This is a genomic window from uncultured Streptococcus sp. (assembly GCF_963528215.1).
Taxonomy (GTDB): domain Bacteria; phylum Bacillota; class Bacilli; order Lactobacillales; family Streptococcaceae; genus Streptococcus.
The window spans coordinates 1-18892 of the sequence record NZ_CAURVL010000022.1; the positions used below are offsets into that span (position 1 = coordinate 1).

General features: G+C 44.3%; 19 protein-coding genes and 2 pseudogenes. 18 read left to right on the forward strand and 3 right to left on the reverse strand.

Annotated elements, in window-relative coordinates; all coding sequences use genetic code 11:
* Window positions 1-110: 110 nt before the first annotated feature.
* Together galU and RWS24_RS08275 are read right to left on the reverse strand one after the other, a co-directional pair.
* Window positions 111-1016 (reverse strand): UTP--glucose-1-phosphate uridylyltransferase GalU, encoded by a 906-nt coding sequence (gene galU / locus RWS24_RS08270; protein WP_002893959.1) that lies wholly within the window; start codon window positions 1014-1016, stop codon window positions 111-113.
* 16 nt (window positions 1017-1032) lie between these two features.
* Window positions 1033-2055, reverse strand: coding sequence for an NAD(P)H-dependent glycerol-3-phosphate dehydrogenase (locus tag RWS24_RS08275; RefSeq protein WP_314366663.1), 1023 nt, complete (start codon window positions 2053-2055; stop codon window positions 1033-1035).
* Between the two features lie 160 nt (window positions 2056-2215).
* Between RWS24_RS08275 and RWS24_RS08280 the strand changes: the two genes are divergently transcribed.
* The 4 genes and pseudogenes from RWS24_RS08280 (at window position 2216) to RWS24_RS10810 (ending at window position 5693) form a co-directional block, all read left to right on the forward strand.
* A complete protein-coding gene (locus RWS24_RS08280) occupies window positions 2216-3922 on the forward strand; it encodes an ABC transporter ATP-binding protein (protein ID WP_314366665.1) in 1707 nt (568 codons plus the stop codon).
* A gap of 1 nt (window position 3923) precedes the next feature.
* Window positions 3924-4062 (forward strand): annotated as a pseudogene (locus tag RWS24_RS10800) (ABC transporter ATP-binding protein); the annotation flags it as partial.
* A pseudogene (locus RWS24_RS10805) lies at window positions 4038-4769 on the forward strand (ABC transporter ATP-binding protein); the annotation flags it as partial. The pseudogenes RWS24_RS10800 and RWS24_RS10805, both read left to right, overlap by 25 nt.
* A gap of 135 nt (window positions 4770-4904) precedes the next feature.
* Window positions 4905-5693, forward strand: coding sequence for an ABC transporter ATP-binding protein (locus tag RWS24_RS10810; protein WP_399553771.1), 789 nt, complete (start codon window positions 4905-4907; stop codon window positions 5691-5693).
* Between the two features lie 116 nt (window positions 5694-5809).
* Here the strand turns inward: RWS24_RS10810 and RWS24_RS08290 are convergent, their stop codons facing one another.
* Window positions 5810-7783, reverse strand: a complete 1974-nt coding sequence (locus RWS24_RS08290; protein ID WP_314366669.1) for a peptide ABC transporter substrate-binding protein — start codon at window positions 7781-7783, stop codon at window positions 5810-5812.
* 228 nt (window positions 7784-8011) lie between these two features.
* Here RWS24_RS08290 and RWS24_RS08295 point away from each other — a divergent pair, with 228 nt between their 5' ends.
* The 14 genes from RWS24_RS08295 to RWS24_RS08360 all read left to right on the forward strand — a co-directional run bounded on the left by RWS24_RS08295 (window position 8012) and on the right by RWS24_RS08360 (window position 18854).
* Window positions 8012-8701: a gamma-glutamyl-gamma-aminobutyrate hydrolase family protein gene (locus RWS24_RS08295; protein ID WP_002893948.1), complete on the forward strand. Its 690-nt coding sequence runs from the start codon at window positions 8012-8014 to the stop codon at window positions 8699-8701.
* Window positions 8702-8966: 265 nt separating this feature from the next.
* Complete coding sequence (locus tag RWS24_RS08300; RefSeq protein WP_314366672.1) at window positions 8967-9416, forward strand: 8-oxo-dGTP diphosphatase; 450 nt, start codon at window positions 8967-8969, stop codon at window positions 9414-9416.
* 85 nt (window positions 9417-9501) lie between these two features.
* Entirely contained in the window at window positions 9502-9945 is a 444-nt protein-coding gene (locus RWS24_RS08305; RefSeq protein WP_314366674.1) for a dUTP diphosphatase, read from the forward strand.
* 1 nt (window position 9946) lies between these two features.
* Window positions 9947-10462, forward strand: a complete 516-nt coding sequence (locus RWS24_RS08310) for a histidine phosphatase family protein (protein WP_314366676.1) — start codon at window positions 9947-9949, stop codon at window positions 10460-10462.
* 52 nt (window positions 10463-10514) lie between these two features.
* Complete coding sequence (locus RWS24_RS08315) at window positions 10515-11147, forward strand: methyltransferase domain-containing protein (RefSeq protein WP_314366678.1); 633 nt, start codon at window positions 10515-10517, stop codon at window positions 11145-11147.
* Between the two features lie 5 nt (window positions 11148-11152).
* On the forward strand, window positions 11153-12520 hold the full coding sequence (gene radA, locus RWS24_RS08320; protein WP_314366696.1) for a DNA repair protein RadA: 1368 nt from the start codon (window positions 11153-11155) through the stop codon (window positions 12518-12520).
* A 117-nt stretch (window positions 12521-12637) separates the two neighbouring features.
* On the forward strand, window positions 12638-13354 hold the full coding sequence (locus tag RWS24_RS08325; RefSeq protein WP_314366679.1) for a TIGR00266 family protein: 717 nt from the start codon (window positions 12638-12640) through the stop codon (window positions 13352-13354).
* Window positions 13355-13467: 113 nt separating this feature from the next.
* Window positions 13468-14163 carry a TIGR00266 family protein gene (locus RWS24_RS08330; RefSeq protein ID WP_314366681.1) on the forward strand — a complete coding sequence of 232 codons (696 nt, stop codon included), beginning with the start codon at window positions 13468-13470 and terminating at the stop codon, window positions 14161-14163.
* 148 nt (window positions 14164-14311) lie between these two features.
* Window positions 14312-14443 carry a hypothetical protein gene (locus RWS24_RS08335; RefSeq protein ID WP_314366682.1) on the forward strand — a complete coding sequence of 44 codons (132 nt, stop codon included), beginning with the start codon at window positions 14312-14314 and terminating at the stop codon, window positions 14441-14443.
* Window positions 14444-14452: 9 nt separating this feature from the next.
* Window positions 14453-14938 carry a GNAT family N-acetyltransferase gene (locus RWS24_RS08340; protein WP_314366683.1) on the forward strand — a complete coding sequence of 162 codons (486 nt, stop codon included), beginning with the start codon at window positions 14453-14455 and terminating at the stop codon, window positions 14936-14938.
* Between the two features lie 163 nt (window positions 14939-15101).
* Window positions 15102-15599: a carbonic anhydrase gene (locus RWS24_RS08345; protein WP_314366685.1), complete on the forward strand. Its 498-nt coding sequence runs from the start codon at window positions 15102-15104 to the stop codon at window positions 15597-15599.
* Window positions 15600-15696: 97 nt separating this feature from the next.
* The gene (locus RWS24_RS08350; RefSeq protein WP_314366686.1) at window positions 15697-16563 is read left to right on the forward strand and encodes an ABC transporter permease; all 867 of its coding nucleotides are present in this window, start codon (window positions 15697-15699) and stop codon (window positions 16561-16563) included.
* Window positions 16560-17318, forward strand: coding sequence for an ABC transporter ATP-binding protein (locus RWS24_RS08355; RefSeq protein ID WP_002905458.1), 759 nt, complete (start codon window positions 16560-16562; stop codon window positions 17316-17318). Before RWS24_RS08350 ends, RWS24_RS08355 begins: the two co-directional genes overlap by 4 nt.
* A 279-nt stretch (window positions 17319-17597) precedes the next feature.
* Window positions 17598-18854: an ISL3 family transposase gene (locus RWS24_RS08360; protein WP_314366687.1), complete on the forward strand. Its 1257-nt coding sequence runs from the start codon at window positions 17598-17600 to the stop codon at window positions 18852-18854.
* Window positions 18855-18892 lie beyond the last annotated feature (38 nt).

Consider the following 18892-nt stretch of genomic DNA (forward strand, 5'->3'; position numbering starts at 1 on the left):
AAAAACACCCCAAAAGTTAGATTTTTTCTGTCTAACTTTTGGGGTGCGGTTCACATTAACCTCTTTTTTATAGCTGAAATTTTATTTTCAATGTTAGTTGTTTGAATCAATTATTTTTTACTTTGTTTTTTCTCTAATGTATGACCCAAGTCAATGATATACTGCTTCAAGGAGTCTTTGACCTGCGGATGCTTGAGGGCGTAGTCGATAGAAGTCTTCATAAAGCCGAACTTGTCACCGACATCATAGCGATCGCCCTTGAATTCGCGAGCGAACACGCGCTGCGTCTTGTTAAGAGTATCAATCGCATCGGTCAGCTGAATCTCATTTCCAGCACCTGGCGCTTGCTTTTCCAAGATTTCAAAAATTTCTGGTGTCAGCAGGTAGCGGCCGATAATAGCCAAATCACTCGGTGCATCTTCAGGTTTTGGCTTTTCGACGAAAGTTTCCACGCTGTAGAGACCTTTGACACCTTCACCTTGAGGGGCAATCACACCATAAGAAGAAACTTCATCATGAGGGACCTGCATGACAGCGATGGTAGAAGCGTGAGTAGCCTCGTAGTCATCAATCAATTGCTTGGTCAGCGGCACAGCCTTATCATTGGTGATGTCCATAAGATCATCGCCCAGCATGACAACGAAAGGCTCGTTTCCTACGAAAGCCTTAGCCTGAAGGACAGCATCTCCCAGTCCGCGCGGATGGCTTTGACGGATGAAGTGCAGACCGATACCAGTGGTTTCATCAACCAATTTGAGCAAGTCGTCTTTACCCTTTTCTTTGAGGTTATATTCTAATTCAAAGTTTGAGTCAAAGTGGTCTTCGATGGAGCGTTTTGACTTACCTGTGACAACTAGAATATCTTCAATTCCAGATTTGAGAGCTTCCTCAACGATAAACTGGATGGTTGGCTTGTCAACGATTGGCAACATTTCTTTGGCTAGTGCTTTAGTAGCTGGCAGGAAGCGGGTTCCGAGACCAGCTGCAGGGATGACGGCTTTCTTAACTTTTGACATAATTATTTCCTTTCTATTAGAACGAAGTCCATTCGTTCTCAGCCTTAAATTCATTGTTCATGATTTCATAAATGGCTTCTTTGATATTCCAGTTTTGATAAATAACCTTATAAATAGCCTGGGTGATCGGCATATAAACATCCAGCTCTTGGGCCAGTTCATAGGCAGCCTTGGTGGTAGAAATTCCTTCGATAACCATGCCCATATTGGCTTCAATATCAGCTAACTTCTCGCCGCGTCCTAGAGCATTGCCGGCCCGCCAGTTGCGGGAGTGAACAGAGGTTCCAGTTACAATCAGGTCACCGACACCAGATAGGCCGCTGTAAGTCAGAGGATTGGCTCCTAACTTGACACCTAGACGCGTGATTTCGGCCAGACCGCGTGTGATAATAGCTGCCTTGGCGTTGTCACCATAACCTAGTCCATGGAGAGCACCAGCTCCGACTGCGATGATGTTTTTCAGAGCGCCTGCAGTCTCCACTCCGATAACATCGGTATTAGTGTAGAGGCGGAAGTAGTGATTGCTGAAGAGCTCCTGCACATACTTAGCTGCTTCCAGATCCTTAGAAGCAGCGGTAATTAAGGTAATATCGCGTACAATGGTTTCCTCAGCATGGCTGGGACCTGAGACAACGACAATCTCGCTACGTAGCTCTGCAGGGATTTCTTCTTCCAGGATAGTTGAAATCCGTTCGTGGGTGCTGGGCTCCAGTCCCTTGGAGGCGTGCATGATTTTCACCTTATGGTCCAGAGCTTGAGCTACTTGTTTGGCTACCAGACGGGTTACCTTGGTAGGAACGACAAAAAGCACAGCATCCGCATCTTTTAAAGCTTCTTCTAGGTCATGATAGGCCTTGATCTTTTCGTCCAGTACAATATCTTTGAAATAGCGTTTATTGGTGTGTTCGTCGTTGATTTCGTTGATTTGCTCAGCGATATTTCCCCAAATACGAACCTCGTGTCCGTTGTCATTTAGCACTTGTGATAAGGCCGTTCCCCAAGAACCAGGACCAATCACAGCAACTCGTTGTTTATCCATATCTTCTCCTTATGATGAAATTCCGAGTCTGAATTTAAATCAGTTTTAGAGTTCTATATCTCATTTTACCATATAATATAAGAAATTTCTTGCTTGACATTGTTTTTATCTGTGATATAGTAAGGAAACTAAGTCAAATATGAAAAAAGTAGGAGGAAGCATGTTTTTTAAAAGTCTATTACGGTATAAATGGTATGCCCTGAGTTCGTTTTTGATGACCTCGCTGATGATTGCCAGCTCTCTTTTACTACCCTGGTTTTTAAAGCACATCTTAGATGCTCTGCAGGAGCAAAATAGCCAGACCATCTACAGTATGGGGGGGTGGCTGATTGGCATCGGTTTTGTCGGACTGGTGGCAGGAGGGATTAATGTGACCTTGGCGGCTTATATTGCCCAAGCTGTCTCATCAGATCTCCGCGAGGAGACTTTCCGCAAGATTCAGACCTTTTCTTATGCTAATATCGAGGAATTCAACTCCGGCAATCTAGTCGTGCGGATGACCAATGACATCAATCAGATTCAAAATGTGACTATGATGCTCTTTCAAATTCTTCTTCGCTTGCCCATCCTTTTTATCGGTTCAGTCATCCTGGCCATTGTGACCATGCCCTCTCTCTGGTGGATTATCTTCTTGCTGATTGTGCTCATAGCTGGTCTAACGGCTGTCATGATGGGGATGATGGGGCCTCGTTTTAAGAAATTCCAGACTCTTTTGGATAAGATTAATGCCATTGCCAAGGAAAATCTTCGTGGTGTGCGAGTGGTCAAGTCCTTCGTTCGGGAGGAAGACCAGTTTCATAAGTTCAGTCAGGTGTCTGATGAACTTTTGTCAGAGAATCTCTATATTGGCTACGCTTTTTCAATCGTTGAGCCAATGATGATGTTGGTCGGCTACAGCTCTGTTTACTTGGCTATCTGGACTTTATCTGGCATGATTCAGGCGGAGCCAGGACTGGTCAGCTCTATCGCTTCTTTTATCGGTTATCTGAGCCAGATCATTTTCACCATCATTATGGTTGGCTTCTTGGGAAATGGTGTGACGAGGGGGATCATTTCTATCCGTCGGATCAAGGAAGTATTGGCAACGGAGCCAGCTATGGCTTTCCCAGACTCGCTAGATGAAGAACTAGAAGGTAGCCTCAGCTTTGAACATGTGACTTTTTCCTATCCCAACGATGACGAGCCAATACTAAAGGATATCAGCTTTGAGGTTGAGCCTGGGCAAATGATTGGCGTTGTCGGTGCGACAGGTGCTGGTAAGTCTACCTTGGCCCAGCTGATTCCCCGTCTTTTTGACCCGCAGGAAGGTTCTGTCAAGATTGGCGGCCGGGATCTGCGAAAGCTTAGTCAGGGAACTCTTCGTAAAAATGTTTCCATCGTGCTGCAGCGGGCGATTCTATTTAGCGGGACCATTGCGGACAATCTCCGGCAGGGCAAGCTCAACGCTTCGCTGCCTGAAATGGAGCGAGCGGCTCGTATTGCCCAAGCCAGTGAATTTATCAGCCGTATGGAAGAAAGTTTTGACAGTGAAGTGGAGGAGCGTGGCAGCAACTTCTCTGGCGGTCAGAAGCAGCGGATGTCCATTGCCAGAGGTGTTGTCAACAATCCCAATATTTTGATTTTAGATGATTCGACCTCAGCCTTGGATGCCAAGTCAGAAAAGTTGGTTCAAGAAGCCTTGAATAAAGAGCTGCAAGGAACGACGACGATTATCATTGCTCAAAAGATTAGCTCCGTTGTTCATGCAGATAAGATTCTGGTCTTGGATCAAGGACGGCTGATTGGCCAAGGGACGCATACGGAATTGGTCGCAACTAACGATGTTTACCGTGAAATCTACGAAACTCAGAAAGGAAAGGAGGACTAAGATGCGGACGATTGCATTTTTCTGGCAATATTTTAAGCGTTACAAATTATCCTTTGTCATTGTGCTCTTGATGATGATAACAGCGACTGTTTTTCAGGTCCTTTTTCCGGTTTATGTCGGTCAGGCTGTTCAGCATTTGGTTGAGTTGGGACGTGCTTTTGCAGAGAAGGGTGAGACTGATCAGATTCTGTCGACTTTTGGCAGTGTCATGGGCAGTGTATTGGTGTCCTTTGTCTGCCTGTCTGTTTCTAGCTTAATTTACATGGTTTTGATGACCCGAGTTATTGCCCATTCGACCAATGAGATGCGCAAGGGCCTGTTTGGCAAGCTGTCCAAGATGACAGTTGCTTTCTTTGACCGCCATCAGGATGGAGACATTCTGTCGCGCTTTACCAGCGACTTGGACAATATCCTGCAAGCTCTAAACGAGAGCATGATTCAGGTTATGAGCAATGCCTTGCTTTATATGGGTCTAGTGATTATCATGTTTGTCCAAAATGCTAGATTGGCCTGGATAACGGTAGCCAGCACACCGGTTGCTTTTCTTCTCCTAGTGGTCATTGTTAGGCTGGCTCGGAAATACACCAATCTTCAGCAAAAAGAAGTCGGCCGCCTCAATGCTTATATGGACGAGACTATTTCCGGTCAGAAGGCTGTTATCGTTCAGGGGATGCAGGAGGAGGTCATCAAAGGGTTCATTGAGCAGAATGACCGAGTACGCTCAGCGACCTTTAAAGGCCGAACCTTTTCAGGCCTTCTCTTCCCAATCATGAACGGGATGAATTTGATTAATACAGCCATTGTTATTTTTGTTGGATCGGCTGTCTTACTGAGCGACCCTAATGTCGAAACGGCCGTTGCGGTTGGCCTGATTACCACTTTTACTCAGTTTTCTCAGCAATATTATCAGCCCATCATCCAGATTGCAGCCAGCTGGGGAAGTTTGCAGTTGGCCTTTACAGGGGCTGACCGGATTCAGGAGATGTTTGATGCACCAGAGGAAGTCCGGCCAGAGAATGCACCTGCTTTCACAGAGCTTACAGACTCCGTGGAGATCAAGCATGTGGACTTCTCTTATGTAGAAGGCAAGTCTATTCTCAAAGACGTATCTATTTTAGCCCCTAAGGGCAAGATGACGGCTGTTGTTGGCCCGACTGGATCAGGTAAGACGACCATTATGAACCTGCTTAATCGCTTTTATGATGTGGATAATGGTAGTATCGAGTTTGACGGTCGTGACATTCGAGATTATGAGCTGGATAGCCTACGGAGCCATGTGGGGATTGTCTTGCAGGATTCGGTGCTCTTTAGTGGTACGATTCGGGACAATATCCGCTTCGGTGTGCCGGATGCTAGTCAGGAGATGGTAGAAACGGCTGCGCGTGCGACTCATATCCATGACTATATCGAAAGTCTGCCAGACAAATACGATACCATCGTGGATGATGATCAAAATATTTTCTCAACTGGGCAGAAACAGCTGATTTCCATTGCTAGAACATTGCTGACGGATCCGCAAGTCTTGATTTTGGACGAAGCGACTTCTAATGTCGATACGGTGACGGAGAGTAAGATTCAGCAGGCCATGGAAGCCGTTGTAGCTGGCCGAACTAGCTTTGTTATTGCTCACCGCCTCAAGACAATCCTCAATGCCGACCAGATTATCGTCCTCAAAGACGGAGAGGTTATCGAACAGGGCAATCATCACCAGCTCCTCAAACTCGGCGGTTTCTATTCAGAACTCTATCACAACCAGTTTGTGTTTGAGTAGATGGTTGGTTTGGCAGCTGGATAATCAGCTAGGCTTTTGAAGAATCAGATAGAAAATTAAAAAAATCCAGCAGGTTTCTGTTCCTGCTGGATTTTTAATTAACATCAAAGTAGTGATTATTTCACATGTTTAGCTAGATCCTCTTGGGCCTTTTTATTGGATTCCTCTTTTTCTTTTTTCCATTTTTCTTGGGCCTTCTGATAGTCTTTAGTCGTGACAATCTCATCACTGATTTCCACGTATTTATGATAGTTGGCGTCTTTTGTACCTGTCTGAGCATAAGAGTTGGTAAATGGCACAATCCGAGAAATGAACGGTGCTGCTCCTCTGCTGCTCATAGTTGGCACAACGAGGGCGCTATCTGTCAGCCATGCTTGAGCTGCAGCATATTTTTCATAGCGCTTGTCAACATCTTGTGTTTCGTTTCCGGCCTCTTCGATCAGCTTGCTGTACTCATCTAGTCCTACAGCTTTAGCAGCAGCATTGTCTTTGTCTTCAAATCCAAGGTAGGTTCTGGTCTGAGTGCTGTTACCTGGCACTAAAATGTCCAGGTAAGTAGAAGGATCTTGGTAGTCTGGATCCCAAGCAACGAGACCGTTGATATCCCAGTCTTCCTGGCTAGCAGCTTCAGCATTGAAGGTGATGTTTAGTGCTTCGTCCTCAGCCAGCATCTGCAGGTCTACAGAGACATTGTCCTTGCCTAAAGCCTCTTCTAATGACTGTTTCAGAGATTGCATACGGTTGACGAAGTTAGTAGAATTCTGAGCGACAGGAACATCTAGGTGAATTGGGAATTGTACGCCTTCATTTGCAAGAGCCTGCTTGGCTTTGGCAAATTCCGCCTTGGCTTTGTCAGTATTGTGGAGACCGTCTTGACCGTCATCTAGCTTGATACCTTTCCACTCGTCACCATAGGAAGCCAGTGATTCTTCGACCAGAGTGCCAAATTCCTTGCCATTGGCTTGTACGAAGGTTGGCGGAACAAAGAGATTACGGACAGCTGGCTTAGCTGCATCTTCTCCGTTGACCTGAGCCGAATAGCTTTCGCGGTTAAGGGCAAAGGCTAGAGCTTGGCGGAAGTCCTTGTTCAGCAGAGCTTTTTTGGTAGCTTCTTTTTGTTCATCGCTGGTTTTAGAAGTATGGTTATAACTTTGACGGTCAATGTTAAAGCTGATTAGACCGACACCCGCTCCTGCTTCTGTCATGAAGATATTATCTTTGTATTTCTCAGCGATTGAGGAATAACTGGAAGTGGCTGGGTAGAGTCTTGCCAAACTGTAGCCGCCATCTCCGAAGGTCCGCGCTAATGAATCTTGGTCAGAACCATCGTAGTAAGACAGTTTGACACCATCAATCTTGACCTTGTCCTTATCCCAGTAGTTAGGGTTCTTCTCAAATTCAACAGAGGATTTAGAAGTAATGGATTTCATGATAAATGGACCGTTATACAGAATGGAATCTGCCTTGGTTGCCTGACCGAATTCCTTGCCTTGCTTTTCTAGGAAGGCCTCGTTGACCGGCATCATAACACCTGATGTTGTTTTAGAGTTCCAGTAGGTTTCAGGCTTGTTGAGTGTATATTGGACCGTATGATCGTCCAGTGCCTTAACTCCAACAGCTGAAAAGTCCTTGTTGGTACCAGCTGCATATTCACTCAGCCCCTTGATAGAATCTTGGATAAGAGGGAGAGCGTCTGATTTGATATCAGCAGCATGTTTGATACCTGCCACAAAGTCCTGAGCCGTGACATCTGCGTATTCTTCGCCATCAGCGGTATACCACTTGGCATCTTTGCGCAGCTTATAGGTATAGACGAGACCATCTGGAGAGACTGTCCAATCTTCTGCGATAGACGGAGCTAAGTTTCCATATTTATCATTTTCCAGCAAGCCATCTACACCATTTGTAGTCAGCTCGTGGGTAGACCCCTTTGCCGACTGGATGTAGTCCAAAGTCGTTGGATCAGACGTAAAGACATAGCTGTAGATTTTTTTGCTGGATTGGGAACTTCCGCCTCCAGAGCAAGCTGTAAGTAAGCCGACAGAGAGCAGAGTGAGCCCTGCGGCAAGAAGAATATTTGATTTTCTCATAGGGACCTCCAAGTCATGAGTTTTTACACTGCTTATTATAACAAATTTCTGCCAAAAGTAAATAATTTTCTGATAATTCTGAAATATTTTTCTAAATTTTAAAAAAGAGATTTATAGTGTTGCATATTCTGATAAAAAATTTTTATAACCAGCTTTAAAAAAATCTATTGGACGGCTTCGCAGAGGAGTGGTAAGATATACTATATCAAAATAAGGGGGAATCACGGTATGTGCAGAACTATTGTTGGAATTTCAGCCAATCTTTGTCCAGTCGATGAAGCTGGGAAAAATATTCACACCTCTGTCTCACGCAAGTTTGTGGACGGCGTACGAATGGTTGGTGGCCTGCCGATGGTGATTCCCGTTGGGGATAAAAGTTTAGTTCAGGATTATGTAGAAACGATTGACAAGCTTATTTTGTCAGGCGGGCAAAATGTTCACCCACAGTTTTATGGGGAAGAGAAGACCATTGACAGTGATGACTACAATATTGTCCGCGATGAGTTTGAGTTGGCACTCTTGAAAGAAGCCCTGCGCCAAAATAAGCCAGTCATGGCGATTTGCCGCGGTCTGCAGTTGGTAAATGTTGCTTTTGGCGGCACTCTTAATCAGCATATCGAAAATCACTGGCAGGGCTTGCCATTTGGTACTTCGCACTCTATTCGAACGGAGAAAGACAGCGTTGTGGAGCGTTTGTTTGGTCAGGCTAGCCAGATTAATTCGGTTCATCGTCAAAGCATCAAGGACTTGGCACCTAATTTCCGCGCGACAGCTTTTGATCCAAGAGACAATACCATCGAAGCGATTGAATCGGTTGACAATCATCGTATCATAGGCCTTCAATGGCATCCGGAGTTTTTAATAAACGAAGAAAAGGGCAATTTGGAGCTGTTTCAGTACCTCTTGCAAGAGCTGTAAAAAATTATTTCATTTTTTTAAGTTACTTTTAGGAAAATTTAAGATAAGTGTTCTATACTAAGACCATAAACAAAGACCTCCTAACTTTGTTTAGAAATCCTAAAACTTTTCTTTTTCATAATAATCTCCCTATAAGAACCGCCCAATTGGCGGTTTTTTTGCTTGAAAGGCTGAGAAATCTAGATTTTCATCAATTTGATGTCTTTTATGTTATAATGAGTCACAAGTAGGCCGAGCGAATTGGTTGGTAGATGGAGGAGCAGAGATGTCAAGAGCGGAGCGAGTTATTTTAACAAATATGTGTATGGTTTATGATGAGGACCGCATTTTAGTACAAAATAAAGTAAATGATGATTGGACCGGCCTTTGCTTTCCAGGCGGCCATGTTGAAAATCGTGAATCCTTTGTCAAATCAGTGATACGGGAAGTCAAGGAAGAAACGGGTTTGACTATCTATGAGCCTCGCTTGTGTGGTGTCAAGCAGTTTTATACTGAAAAAGATGAGCGCTACATCGTTTTTCTTTACAAGACCAATCGTTTTGAAGGAGAGCTAGTTTCATCCGACGAAGGCGAGGTGTTCTGGATTAACCGTGAAGATTTTGACAGCTACTCGCTGGCTGTGAGCTTTAAGGAAATGTATCAAGTTTTCACATCAGATTTGACAGAGCAGTTTACCTATCTGGATAATGGAGAGATCATCAGAAATCTATACTAGGGAGAACCGCCCAATTGGCGGTTTTTTTGCTTGTTTTTTACGAATTTAGTATAATAGGGACAGCAAAAATAGAAAAGAGAAATGCATGAAAATTCGCGGATTCGAGCTGGTTTCCAGCTTTACAAATGAAGATTTGCTGCCTAAGAGAGAGACGGCTCACGCAGCTGGCTACGATTTGAAAGTGGCAGAGCGCACCCCTATTGCGCCAGGGGAGATTAAGCTGGTTCCGACTGGTGTCAAGGCCTATATGCAGCCGGGTGAGGTGCTTTATCTTTATGACCGCTCATCCAATCCTCGTAAAAAAGGCTTGGTCTTGATTAACTCCGTTGGGGTCATTGATGGCGACTACTATGGCAATCCTGGAAACGAAGGGCATATCTTTGCCCAGATGAAAAACATCACTGATCAGGAAGTAATCCTCGAAGTTGGCGAACGTTTAGTTCAGGCTGTCTTTGCACCATTTCTGATTGCAGATGGAGATGAAGCGGAAGGCGTGCGGACCGGCGGATTTGGATCGACAGGACATTAATATGAAAATCATTTTTATCCGCCACGGAGAGCCAGATTATTCACTTTTGGAAGAGGCTGGTTATACTGGCTTTGGATTAGATTTGGCTCCCTTGTCGGCTGCTGGTCGTCGGATGGCGACAGAGGCAGCTGCTAATCCTTTGCTGGAACAGGCGGAAATTCTGATCTCTTCTTCTGTGACGCGAGCTTTGGAGACGGCTTCCTATTTGATTCGAGACCGCCAACTGCCGCTTTTTGTGGAGCCTTTGCTGCATGAATGGCAGGTATATGAGAGTGGTATAGAAAAGTTTGAGCAGGCTCGGGAGTTGTTTTTTGAAAACAATGGTTGTCTCCCTGCAAGAAGTCCTGTCCAGTATGAAACGGTTGAGCAGATGAAAGCCCGCTTTTTCAGTGCCTTAAGCAAATACAGAGACTACGAGACGGTAGCTCTTGTAGCCCATCGCATGCTCATCCGCCAGTTTGTAGCTGATCAGCAGATTGATTTTTGCCAGTTTATTGAATGTGAACTGAAGATTTGATGTTTCGTTGTAAAAAGAATCTTAATAAAAGGATTTTGAGATAGAAGAAAATATGAAAGAATTTAAGAACAAGGATTATGCAACAGAAATTCGTCAGAAAATACCAGGCTACGATTTGATGCTAGATGTGATTTTCCGAGGAGTATTGCTTAGATTAGCCCCCAGTTTAAAAGTCGATAAGGTGTTAGCTTTAGCAAGCCAGACGGATGAGTTGAATGGTTTGGCATCCTTATTTCCTAAGGCAGGGTTGACGGTTGTGGAGCCAAGTGAGGCGATGCTGCAAGAGCTTAAAAGACAGGTTTATCTGCCTCAAGCGGAGTATCTTAATAGTCGATTTGAAGAAGCAATACTGCCCTCTGATTATCAGATTTGTTCTTGCTTGCTAGTGTTGCAGTTTGTTGAAAATCCCAGCTTTTTTCTTCGAAAAATTTATGAGTCTTTAAGTGAAGATGGCCTTCTGATTCTTAGCTTTTTTTCCAACCAGCAACTGGGCTATTGGAAAACACTTGCTTCAGAGCTAGGAGCCGATCAGCAACAAATTCAGCGTACTTATGAGAATCAAGCCAGTTTGATGAATTCCCTCTCTCCTCAAGAAGTTGCAAACCTACTAGAAGAGGCTGGCTTTACTAACATAGAGCAAGTTTGTCAGGTCTTATCTGCTTTTGTTTGGATTATTAGAAAATAAGGAGAATCACCATCGCTAAGAAAAAAACGACCTTTGTCTGTCAAAATTGTGAATATCATTCGCCCAAGTACCTCGGCCGCTGTCCTAATTGTGGAGCGTGGTCTTCTTTCGTTGAGGAAGTAGAAGCTGCAGAAGTCAAGCATGCCCGTGTTTCCTTGACAGGCGAAAAGACCCGGCCCATGAAGCTGGCTGAGGTCACTTCGATTGATGTCAATCGGACCAAGACGGAAATGGATGAGTTCAATCGTGTGCTGGGTGGTGGAGTAGTGCCTGGTAGTCTAGTTCTGATTGGCGGGGATCCTGGTATCGGGAAGTCCACCCTGCTTCTGCAGGTATCTACCCAGCTTTCTCATCAAGGCACAGTCCTTTATGTCAGCGGGGAGGAATCAGCTGAGCAGATTAAGCTGCGGGCGGAACGGCTTGGTGATATTGACAGTGAATTTTATCTCTACGCCGAGACCAATATGCAAAATATCCGTGCAGAGATTGAGAAAATCAAGCCAGATTTTCTGATTATCGACTCCATTCAGACGGTGATGTCGCCGGAAATTTCTAGTGTTCAAGGGTCTGTTTCTCAGGTCCGAGAGGTGACAGCTGAGCTTATGCAGCTGGCTAAGACTAATAATATCGCGACCTTTATCGTTGGTCACATGACCAAGGAAGGAACCTTAGCTGGCCCCCGAACGCTAGAGCACATGGTGGACACAGTGCTTTATTTTGAGGGCGAACGTCAGCACACTTTCCGTATCTTGAGAGCAGTTAAGAACCGCTTTGGCTCAACCAATGAGATTGGCATTTTTGAAATGCAATCTGGTGGGCTAGTTGAGGTTATCAACCCCAGTGAAGTCTTTCTGGAGGAACGGCTGGACGGCGCGACAGGCTCTTCCATCGTTGTAACCATGGAAGGAACGCGGCCGATTTTAGCAGAGGTACAGGCTTTGGTGACACCGACCATGTTCGGCAATGCCAAGCGAACCACGACTGGTCTAGACTTTAACCGAGCCAGCCTCATCATGGCAGTTCTGGAAAAGAGGGCAGGACTCCTCCTGCAAAATCAAGATGCCTACCTCAAGTCTGCTGGCGGCGTCAAGCTAGATGAGCCAGCGATTGATTTGGCAGTAGCAGTAGCCATTGCTTCCAGCTACAAGGATCTTCCTACCAATCCTCAAGAGTGCTTTATCGGTGAAATTGGCCTGACAGGCGAAATCCGTCGGGTCAACCGCATCGAGCAGCGCATCAACGAAGCAGCAAAGCTGGGCTTCACCAAAGTCTACGCTCCTAAAAACTCTCTGAACGGCCTCAAAGTTCCAGACAATATCCAAGTCATCGGTGTGACGACGATTGGGGAAGTCTTAAAGAAAGTATTTTCCTGATTTAACAGTATTGCGAAAAGTTATTGCGCGTGCTATAATATTGCTAGAAAAAATTAGGATTTGTCTGGAAAGCTCCTATAAGTTGTTTTTCCGGACTTTTTAGGAGGTTCATTAACTATGGTAGATCATCGTATGAATGTTTCTATTACCAATAATGCTCAATTTCCCTTGGCGGAGATTGCCTTAGATGTATCAGAGTCTGTTCGTATTCAGACTGGGAGCATGATATACCACACTCCCAACGTTGTCCTGAATGCCAAAGTGAATGCAGAATCTCAATCAATCTTTGGCAAGGCAATCCAAGCTGTAGGCCGTTCTATGGCTTCTGGCGAAGGAGTGTTCATCACTGAAGCAACTGCCCAATCAAATAACGGTCGTCTAGCCTTAGCACCTAATGTACCTGGTCAGATTGTTGCTCTGGAGTTAGGAGAAAAGCAGTACCGCCTGAATGATGGGGCTTTTCTGGCTATGGATGGCTCTGCCTCTTATACCTTGGAGACGCAGTCGGTAGGTCGAGCTCTCTTTGGTGGTCAAGGAGGCTTTTATGTGATGAGTACCCAAGGTCAGGGGACACTCTTGGTAAATTCCTTTGGCTCGATTCAAAAGGTCGAGCTGCATAATGATAGGATAACGATTGACAATGCTCACGTAGTAGCATGGAGTCGAGAGTTGGAATATGATATTCATTTAGAAAATGGTTTCTGGCAGTCCATGGGGACTGGTGAAGGAGTGGTTAATACCTTCTATGGAACTGGGGAAATTTACATCCAAAGTCTCAATATTGAAACCTTTGCTAATGTTCTTCGCCCACATCTACATATTGACAATTCTTGAAAAATTTCAGAAGAGACTGGAGGGTCTCTTATTTTTTTGATGCTTCAGTTTTCCTTTGTCCAAAATATATGAAAATGTTATAATCAAGTCATAATAAGAAGGAGGTATTTATTATGCGATTTTCTATGGATAGTAATATGCAGTTTCCTTTGGTTGAGTTGTCGCTCAATCAAGGTGAAACCGTCTTTATCCAGCGTGGCAGCATGGTCTACCACACGCCTAATGTGACTCTGAATACTCAGCTAAATGCCAGCGGTTCTGGTTTGGGACGTTTTGTCAAGGCTGTAGGGCGGTCAATGGTTTCTGGTGAAAGTACCTTTATTACTCAGGCTGTTGCCCAGTCTGATAATGGTTACCTTGCTTTAGCGCCAGATTCTCCTGGTCAGGTTATTCCTCTTCAGCTAGGCGAAAAACAATACCGGCTCAATGACGGTGCCTTTCTTGCCCTTGATGGTACGGCTTACTATACCATGGAGCGCCAGTCTGTTGGGAAAGCACTATTCGGCGGCCAAGGCGGTCTCTTCGTCATGACAACCCAAGGCCAGGGGACTCTGTTGGCCAATGCTTTTGGATCTATTAAAAAAATTGAGCTTCATAACCAAGAAGTGACAATTGACAATGCCCATGTAGTAGCTTGGAGCCAGTCTTTGAATTATAATATCCATCTAGAAAATGGCTTCTGGCAGTCTATCGGAACGGGTGAAGGAGTGGTCAACACCTTCCAAGGTACTGGTGAAGTCTATGTGCAAAGTCTCAATCTTCAAACCTTTGCAGGCTCACTCAGCAAGTTTATTCCAAAAAGCTCATAAGAAATAAAACTAGGACAGAAGATCAGGCTAGATGCTGGATTTATCTGTCCTAGTTTTTTATAACAAAGCCGACAGCTGACAAATAGCAGAAAAGATGGTAAGATAATATAAAATTATTTGAATATCAAAGTACCAGTAAGGGGAAAGAATGTCATATTTTGAAAACTTTATGAAGGCCAATCAAGCTTTGAAAAGTCAATGCTGTCTTTATAATGTAGCTGTTCGCATCATCGGACACGAACTTGTTCGTGGCATTTTTGGCGGATTAAAGAAAGGTTAGGGGAATAAAGTGACAATTACTATAAAACCTTATCAGAAATCGGATAAAGAGGCTGTTTTAGAATTATCAATTCAGGCCTGGTCTCCAGTTTTTCCAAAAATGGAAACAGGAGTTCCTAAGTTTGTTTATGACAATTTTTATCCTCAAGGGTGGGAAACAAGGCAAATCAATGACCTAACAGCGGTCTTAGATGAAGAGAGTCAGTTTGTCTGGTTAGCTTTTCTGGAGGAAGAATTAGCTGGTTGGATTCACATTCGCTTGCACCCTGAGGATAAGATGGGTGAGATTTATATCCTAGCTGTTGCTCCAAGATATCAGCGTCAAGGTATCGGAAAAGCGCTCATGACCTATGCTTGTGATCAGATTAAACAAAAAGGAATGAAAATGGTCATGGTTGAGACGGGTGGTGATCTAGGTCATGCACCGGCCCGTAAAACCTATGAGAACTTTGGTTTTGAACAATGGCCCGTTGCTCGCTACTTTAAGAAGTTATAACTAATGGGTATTTGTCAACAGTAGTGGGTGATAACAGCTAGCACAGAGAGCAGTTCATATAGGTTCTCTCTTTTTTGAAGTTAGGGAAGTTCTAAAGCCAAAACCTGGTATGATAAGGTTAATTCGTTTGGATGTCAAACAATATAATTAGTCAGGAGTTAAAATGTCATATTTTGAAAATTTTATGAAGGCCAATCAAGCTTATGTTGATCTGCATGGAACGGCACATCTGCCGATCAAGCCCAAGACCAAGGTAGCCATTGTAACCTGCATGGACTCTAGGCTCCACGTGGCTCAGGCTCTAGGACTGGCACTAGGAGACGCCCATATCTTGCGCAATGCCGGCGGTCGGGTAACAGAGGACATGATTCGCTCGCTGGTTATTTCGCAGCAGCAGCTAGGAACGCGGGAAATCGTAGTTTTGCATCATACAGACTGCGGGGCACAGACATTCAAGAATGAGGAGTTTACGGTCTATCTTCATAAAGAACTAGGTGTGGATGTCAGTGATCAGGACTTTTTGCCCTTTACAGATGTAGAGGAAAGTGTGCGCGAGGATATGGTCTTGCTGCGGCAGTCACCGCTGATTCCAGCTGATGTAGAAATATCTGGAGCGGTTTATGATGTAGATACTGGTCGGATGACGGTTGTTGAGGAATAGTTAGGAAGTCAATTTCTTTGTCTGCGCATCGGCATTGAAATTGGCTCCTTTTTTATGTTAAAATAGAGAAACGATTTTAATTAGTTAGGACAATGTTATGATACTTTCCATTATTTCTCAGGGATTGGTTTGGGCCGTCCTAGGTCTAGGTATTTTTATGACCTTCCGGATTCTGGGCTTTCCTGATATGACGACAGAAGGCTCCTTCCCCTTAGGCGGGGCGGTGGCAGTTACCTTGATTACCAAAGGAGTCAATCCTTTTCTAGCAACAGCAGCAGCCGTTTTGGCGGGCTGTGCAGCGGGTGCAGTGACAGGTCTGCTCTATACCAAGGGAAAAATTCCGACGCTGCTTTCTGGGATTTTGGTCATGACCTCCTGCCACTCTATCATGCTGATGCTGATGGGCCGTGCCAATCTGGGGCTTTTAGGCAGCAGTAAGATTCAGGATGTTCTGCCCTTTTCAGGGGAAGTCAATGCCCTCTTGACTGGTTTAATTTTTGTCAGCCTAGTGATTGCAGCCCTACTCTTTTTCTTGGATACTAAGCTCGGGCAGGCCTATATCGCGACCGGAGATAATCCGGATATGGCTCGCAGTTTTGGTATCAATACTGGCCGTATGGAGTTGATGGGACTGATTCTGTCAAATGGCTTGATTGCTCTGGCTGGGGCGCTGATTGCCCAGCAGGAAGGCTATGCAGATGTTTCCCGCGGGATTGGAGTAATCGTTGTCGGTCTGGCCAGCCTTATCATCGGCGAGGTGCTCTTCCAGAGTCTGACCTTGGCAGAGCGTCTGATTACCATTGTAGTTGGTGCGATTGCCTATCAGTTCTTGATCTGGGGCGTCATTGCTCTCGGGTTTAATACCAACTATCTCCGTCTTTACAGCGCGGTGATTCTGGCCTTCTGTCTCATGATTCCAACCCTGAAAAATAAATTCTTTAAAGGAGCCAAGTTAAGCAAATGACAGCGATTGTAGAATTAAGAAATGCAACCAAGCTTGTAAAGAGCGGCTTTGATGAAGAAAAAATCATCCTAAATGATGTTTCTTTAGACATTCACGAGCATGATTTTATTACGATTTTAGGTGGAAACGGTGCAGGAAAGTCAACCCTGTTCAATGTCATTGCCGGCACTCTCCCTTTAACCAGCGGCAGCATTCATATCTTGGGTGAAAATGTCACTCATTTTTCACCAGAAAAGCGGGCCAAGTACCTGTCCCGTGTCTTTCAGGATCCTAAGATGGGAACAGCTCCTCGTATGACAGTAGCGGAAAATCTTCTTATCGCCAAATTCCGAGGCGAAAAGCGTGGCTTGGTGCCCCGCGGACTCAACAGTTACAGGGAAGAGTTTCAGGCGACGATTGAGAAAATCGGCAATGGTCTGGACAAGCATCTGGATACACCGATTGAATTTCTTTCTGGTGGGCAAAGACAGGCCTTGAGTTTGCTCATGGCAACGCTCAAGCGTCCAGAGCTTTTGCTTCTGGATGAGCATACTGCGGCGCTGGATCCCAAGACCAGTGTAGCCTTGATGGAGCTGACCAATGAATTTGTCAATCGTGACCGCCTTACAGCTCTTATGATTACCCATCACATGGAGGATGCCCTCAAATACGGCAACCGACTAATCGTTATGAAAGACGGGCAAATTATTCAGGACTTAAACAAAGATGAGAAAGCCAAGATGACTATTGCAGATTACTATGGCTTGTTTGAATAGGCTTGCTCAGAGTTTTGTAAAAACAAGAGAAAGAATACGTACTAAATAATGTACTGCTCCCACAAAGTTAGACAATTAATGATCAAAAGGCTCTAGTTCTCTATTAAATAGGACTATGTCCTTTTGCTTCAAATTGCCCTCATAGATGAATAAAAAGGCTCTATAATTTCTGTAGTGGGTAAAACCACTATAGGAATAATGGAGTCTATTTTGTTGTAGAAAAAAAGTCCCATAAGACCTATAATGAAAAGCGACCAAACCATCATTAGAAAGACTCTTATGGAACAGTTCAATTTTATCACAAACTTACTAGGAATTAAAGACAAGAACATCATAATCTTGGATGTTCTAGATGCTGGAACGCATAAAGAAATCATGGCTAAGCTAGATTATCCAGCACCTAAATGCCCTCACTGCCAAGGCCAGATGGCTAAATATGACTTCCAGAAAGAATCTAAAATCCTCTATCTAGACTGTGCAGGCTACAAGACTCTCATTCGATTGAGAAAACGGCGCTTCCGTTGTAAAGTCTGTAGGAAAACGGCTATCGCTGAGACTTCCTTAGTCAAGAAGAACCACCAAATTGCAACCATCGTCAAGCAGAAAATAGCCCAAAAATTGATTGAGAAAGTCCCTATGACTGCTATCGCTGAAAGTTTATCTGTATCTACTTCCACCGTCATTCGTAAGTTGAAAGAATTCGAGTTTAAAACGAACCTCAACTACCTTCCAGAACACATGAGCTGGGATGAATACAACTTTAAGAAAGGAAAGATGAGCTTCATTGCGCAGGATTTTGACTCGCTCAAGATCGTCACAATCCTCGACGGACGAACGCAAGCAACCATTCGCAATCACTTTCTGCGCTATTCCAGACAAGTCCGAAACCAAGTCAAAGTCATTACTATGGACATGTTTAGCCCCTACTACGATATTGCCAGAAAACTATTTCCTTCTGCTAAAATCGTCCTCGACCGCTTTCACATTGTACAACATCTCAGCTGGGCTATGAACCGCCTTCGCATCCAAATCATGAATCAGTTGGATAAAAAATCGCACGAATATAAGGCACTCAAACGCTACTGGAAACTCATCCAACAAGATAGTCGGAAACTAAGTCATAAACGATTTTATCGCCCAATTTTTCGCATGCACTTGACTAATAAAGACATTCTTGAAAAGATTCTCTCGTACTCTCAAGAACTCCGAGAACATTATGAGCTTTATCAACTCTTACTTTTGCATTTTCAAGAGAAACGGGCTGACCATTTCTTTGGACTCATTGAAGAAAGAATTACTTGTATAAATCCTATCTTTCAGACTGTTTTTAAAACATTTTTTAAGGAGAAAGATAAAATTATCAACGCACTTGAACTGCCCTACTCAAATGCTAAACTAGAAGCAACTAACAACCTTATCAAGGTCATTAAGCGCAACGCTTTCGGATTTCGGAACTTTGACAATTTTAAAACTAGAATTCTCGTCGCTTTGAATATCAAAAAGGAGAGAACCTATCCAGTCCTCTCCAGGGTATGACTTTTCGTTAACCCACTACAGTTGACAAAGAGCCAATA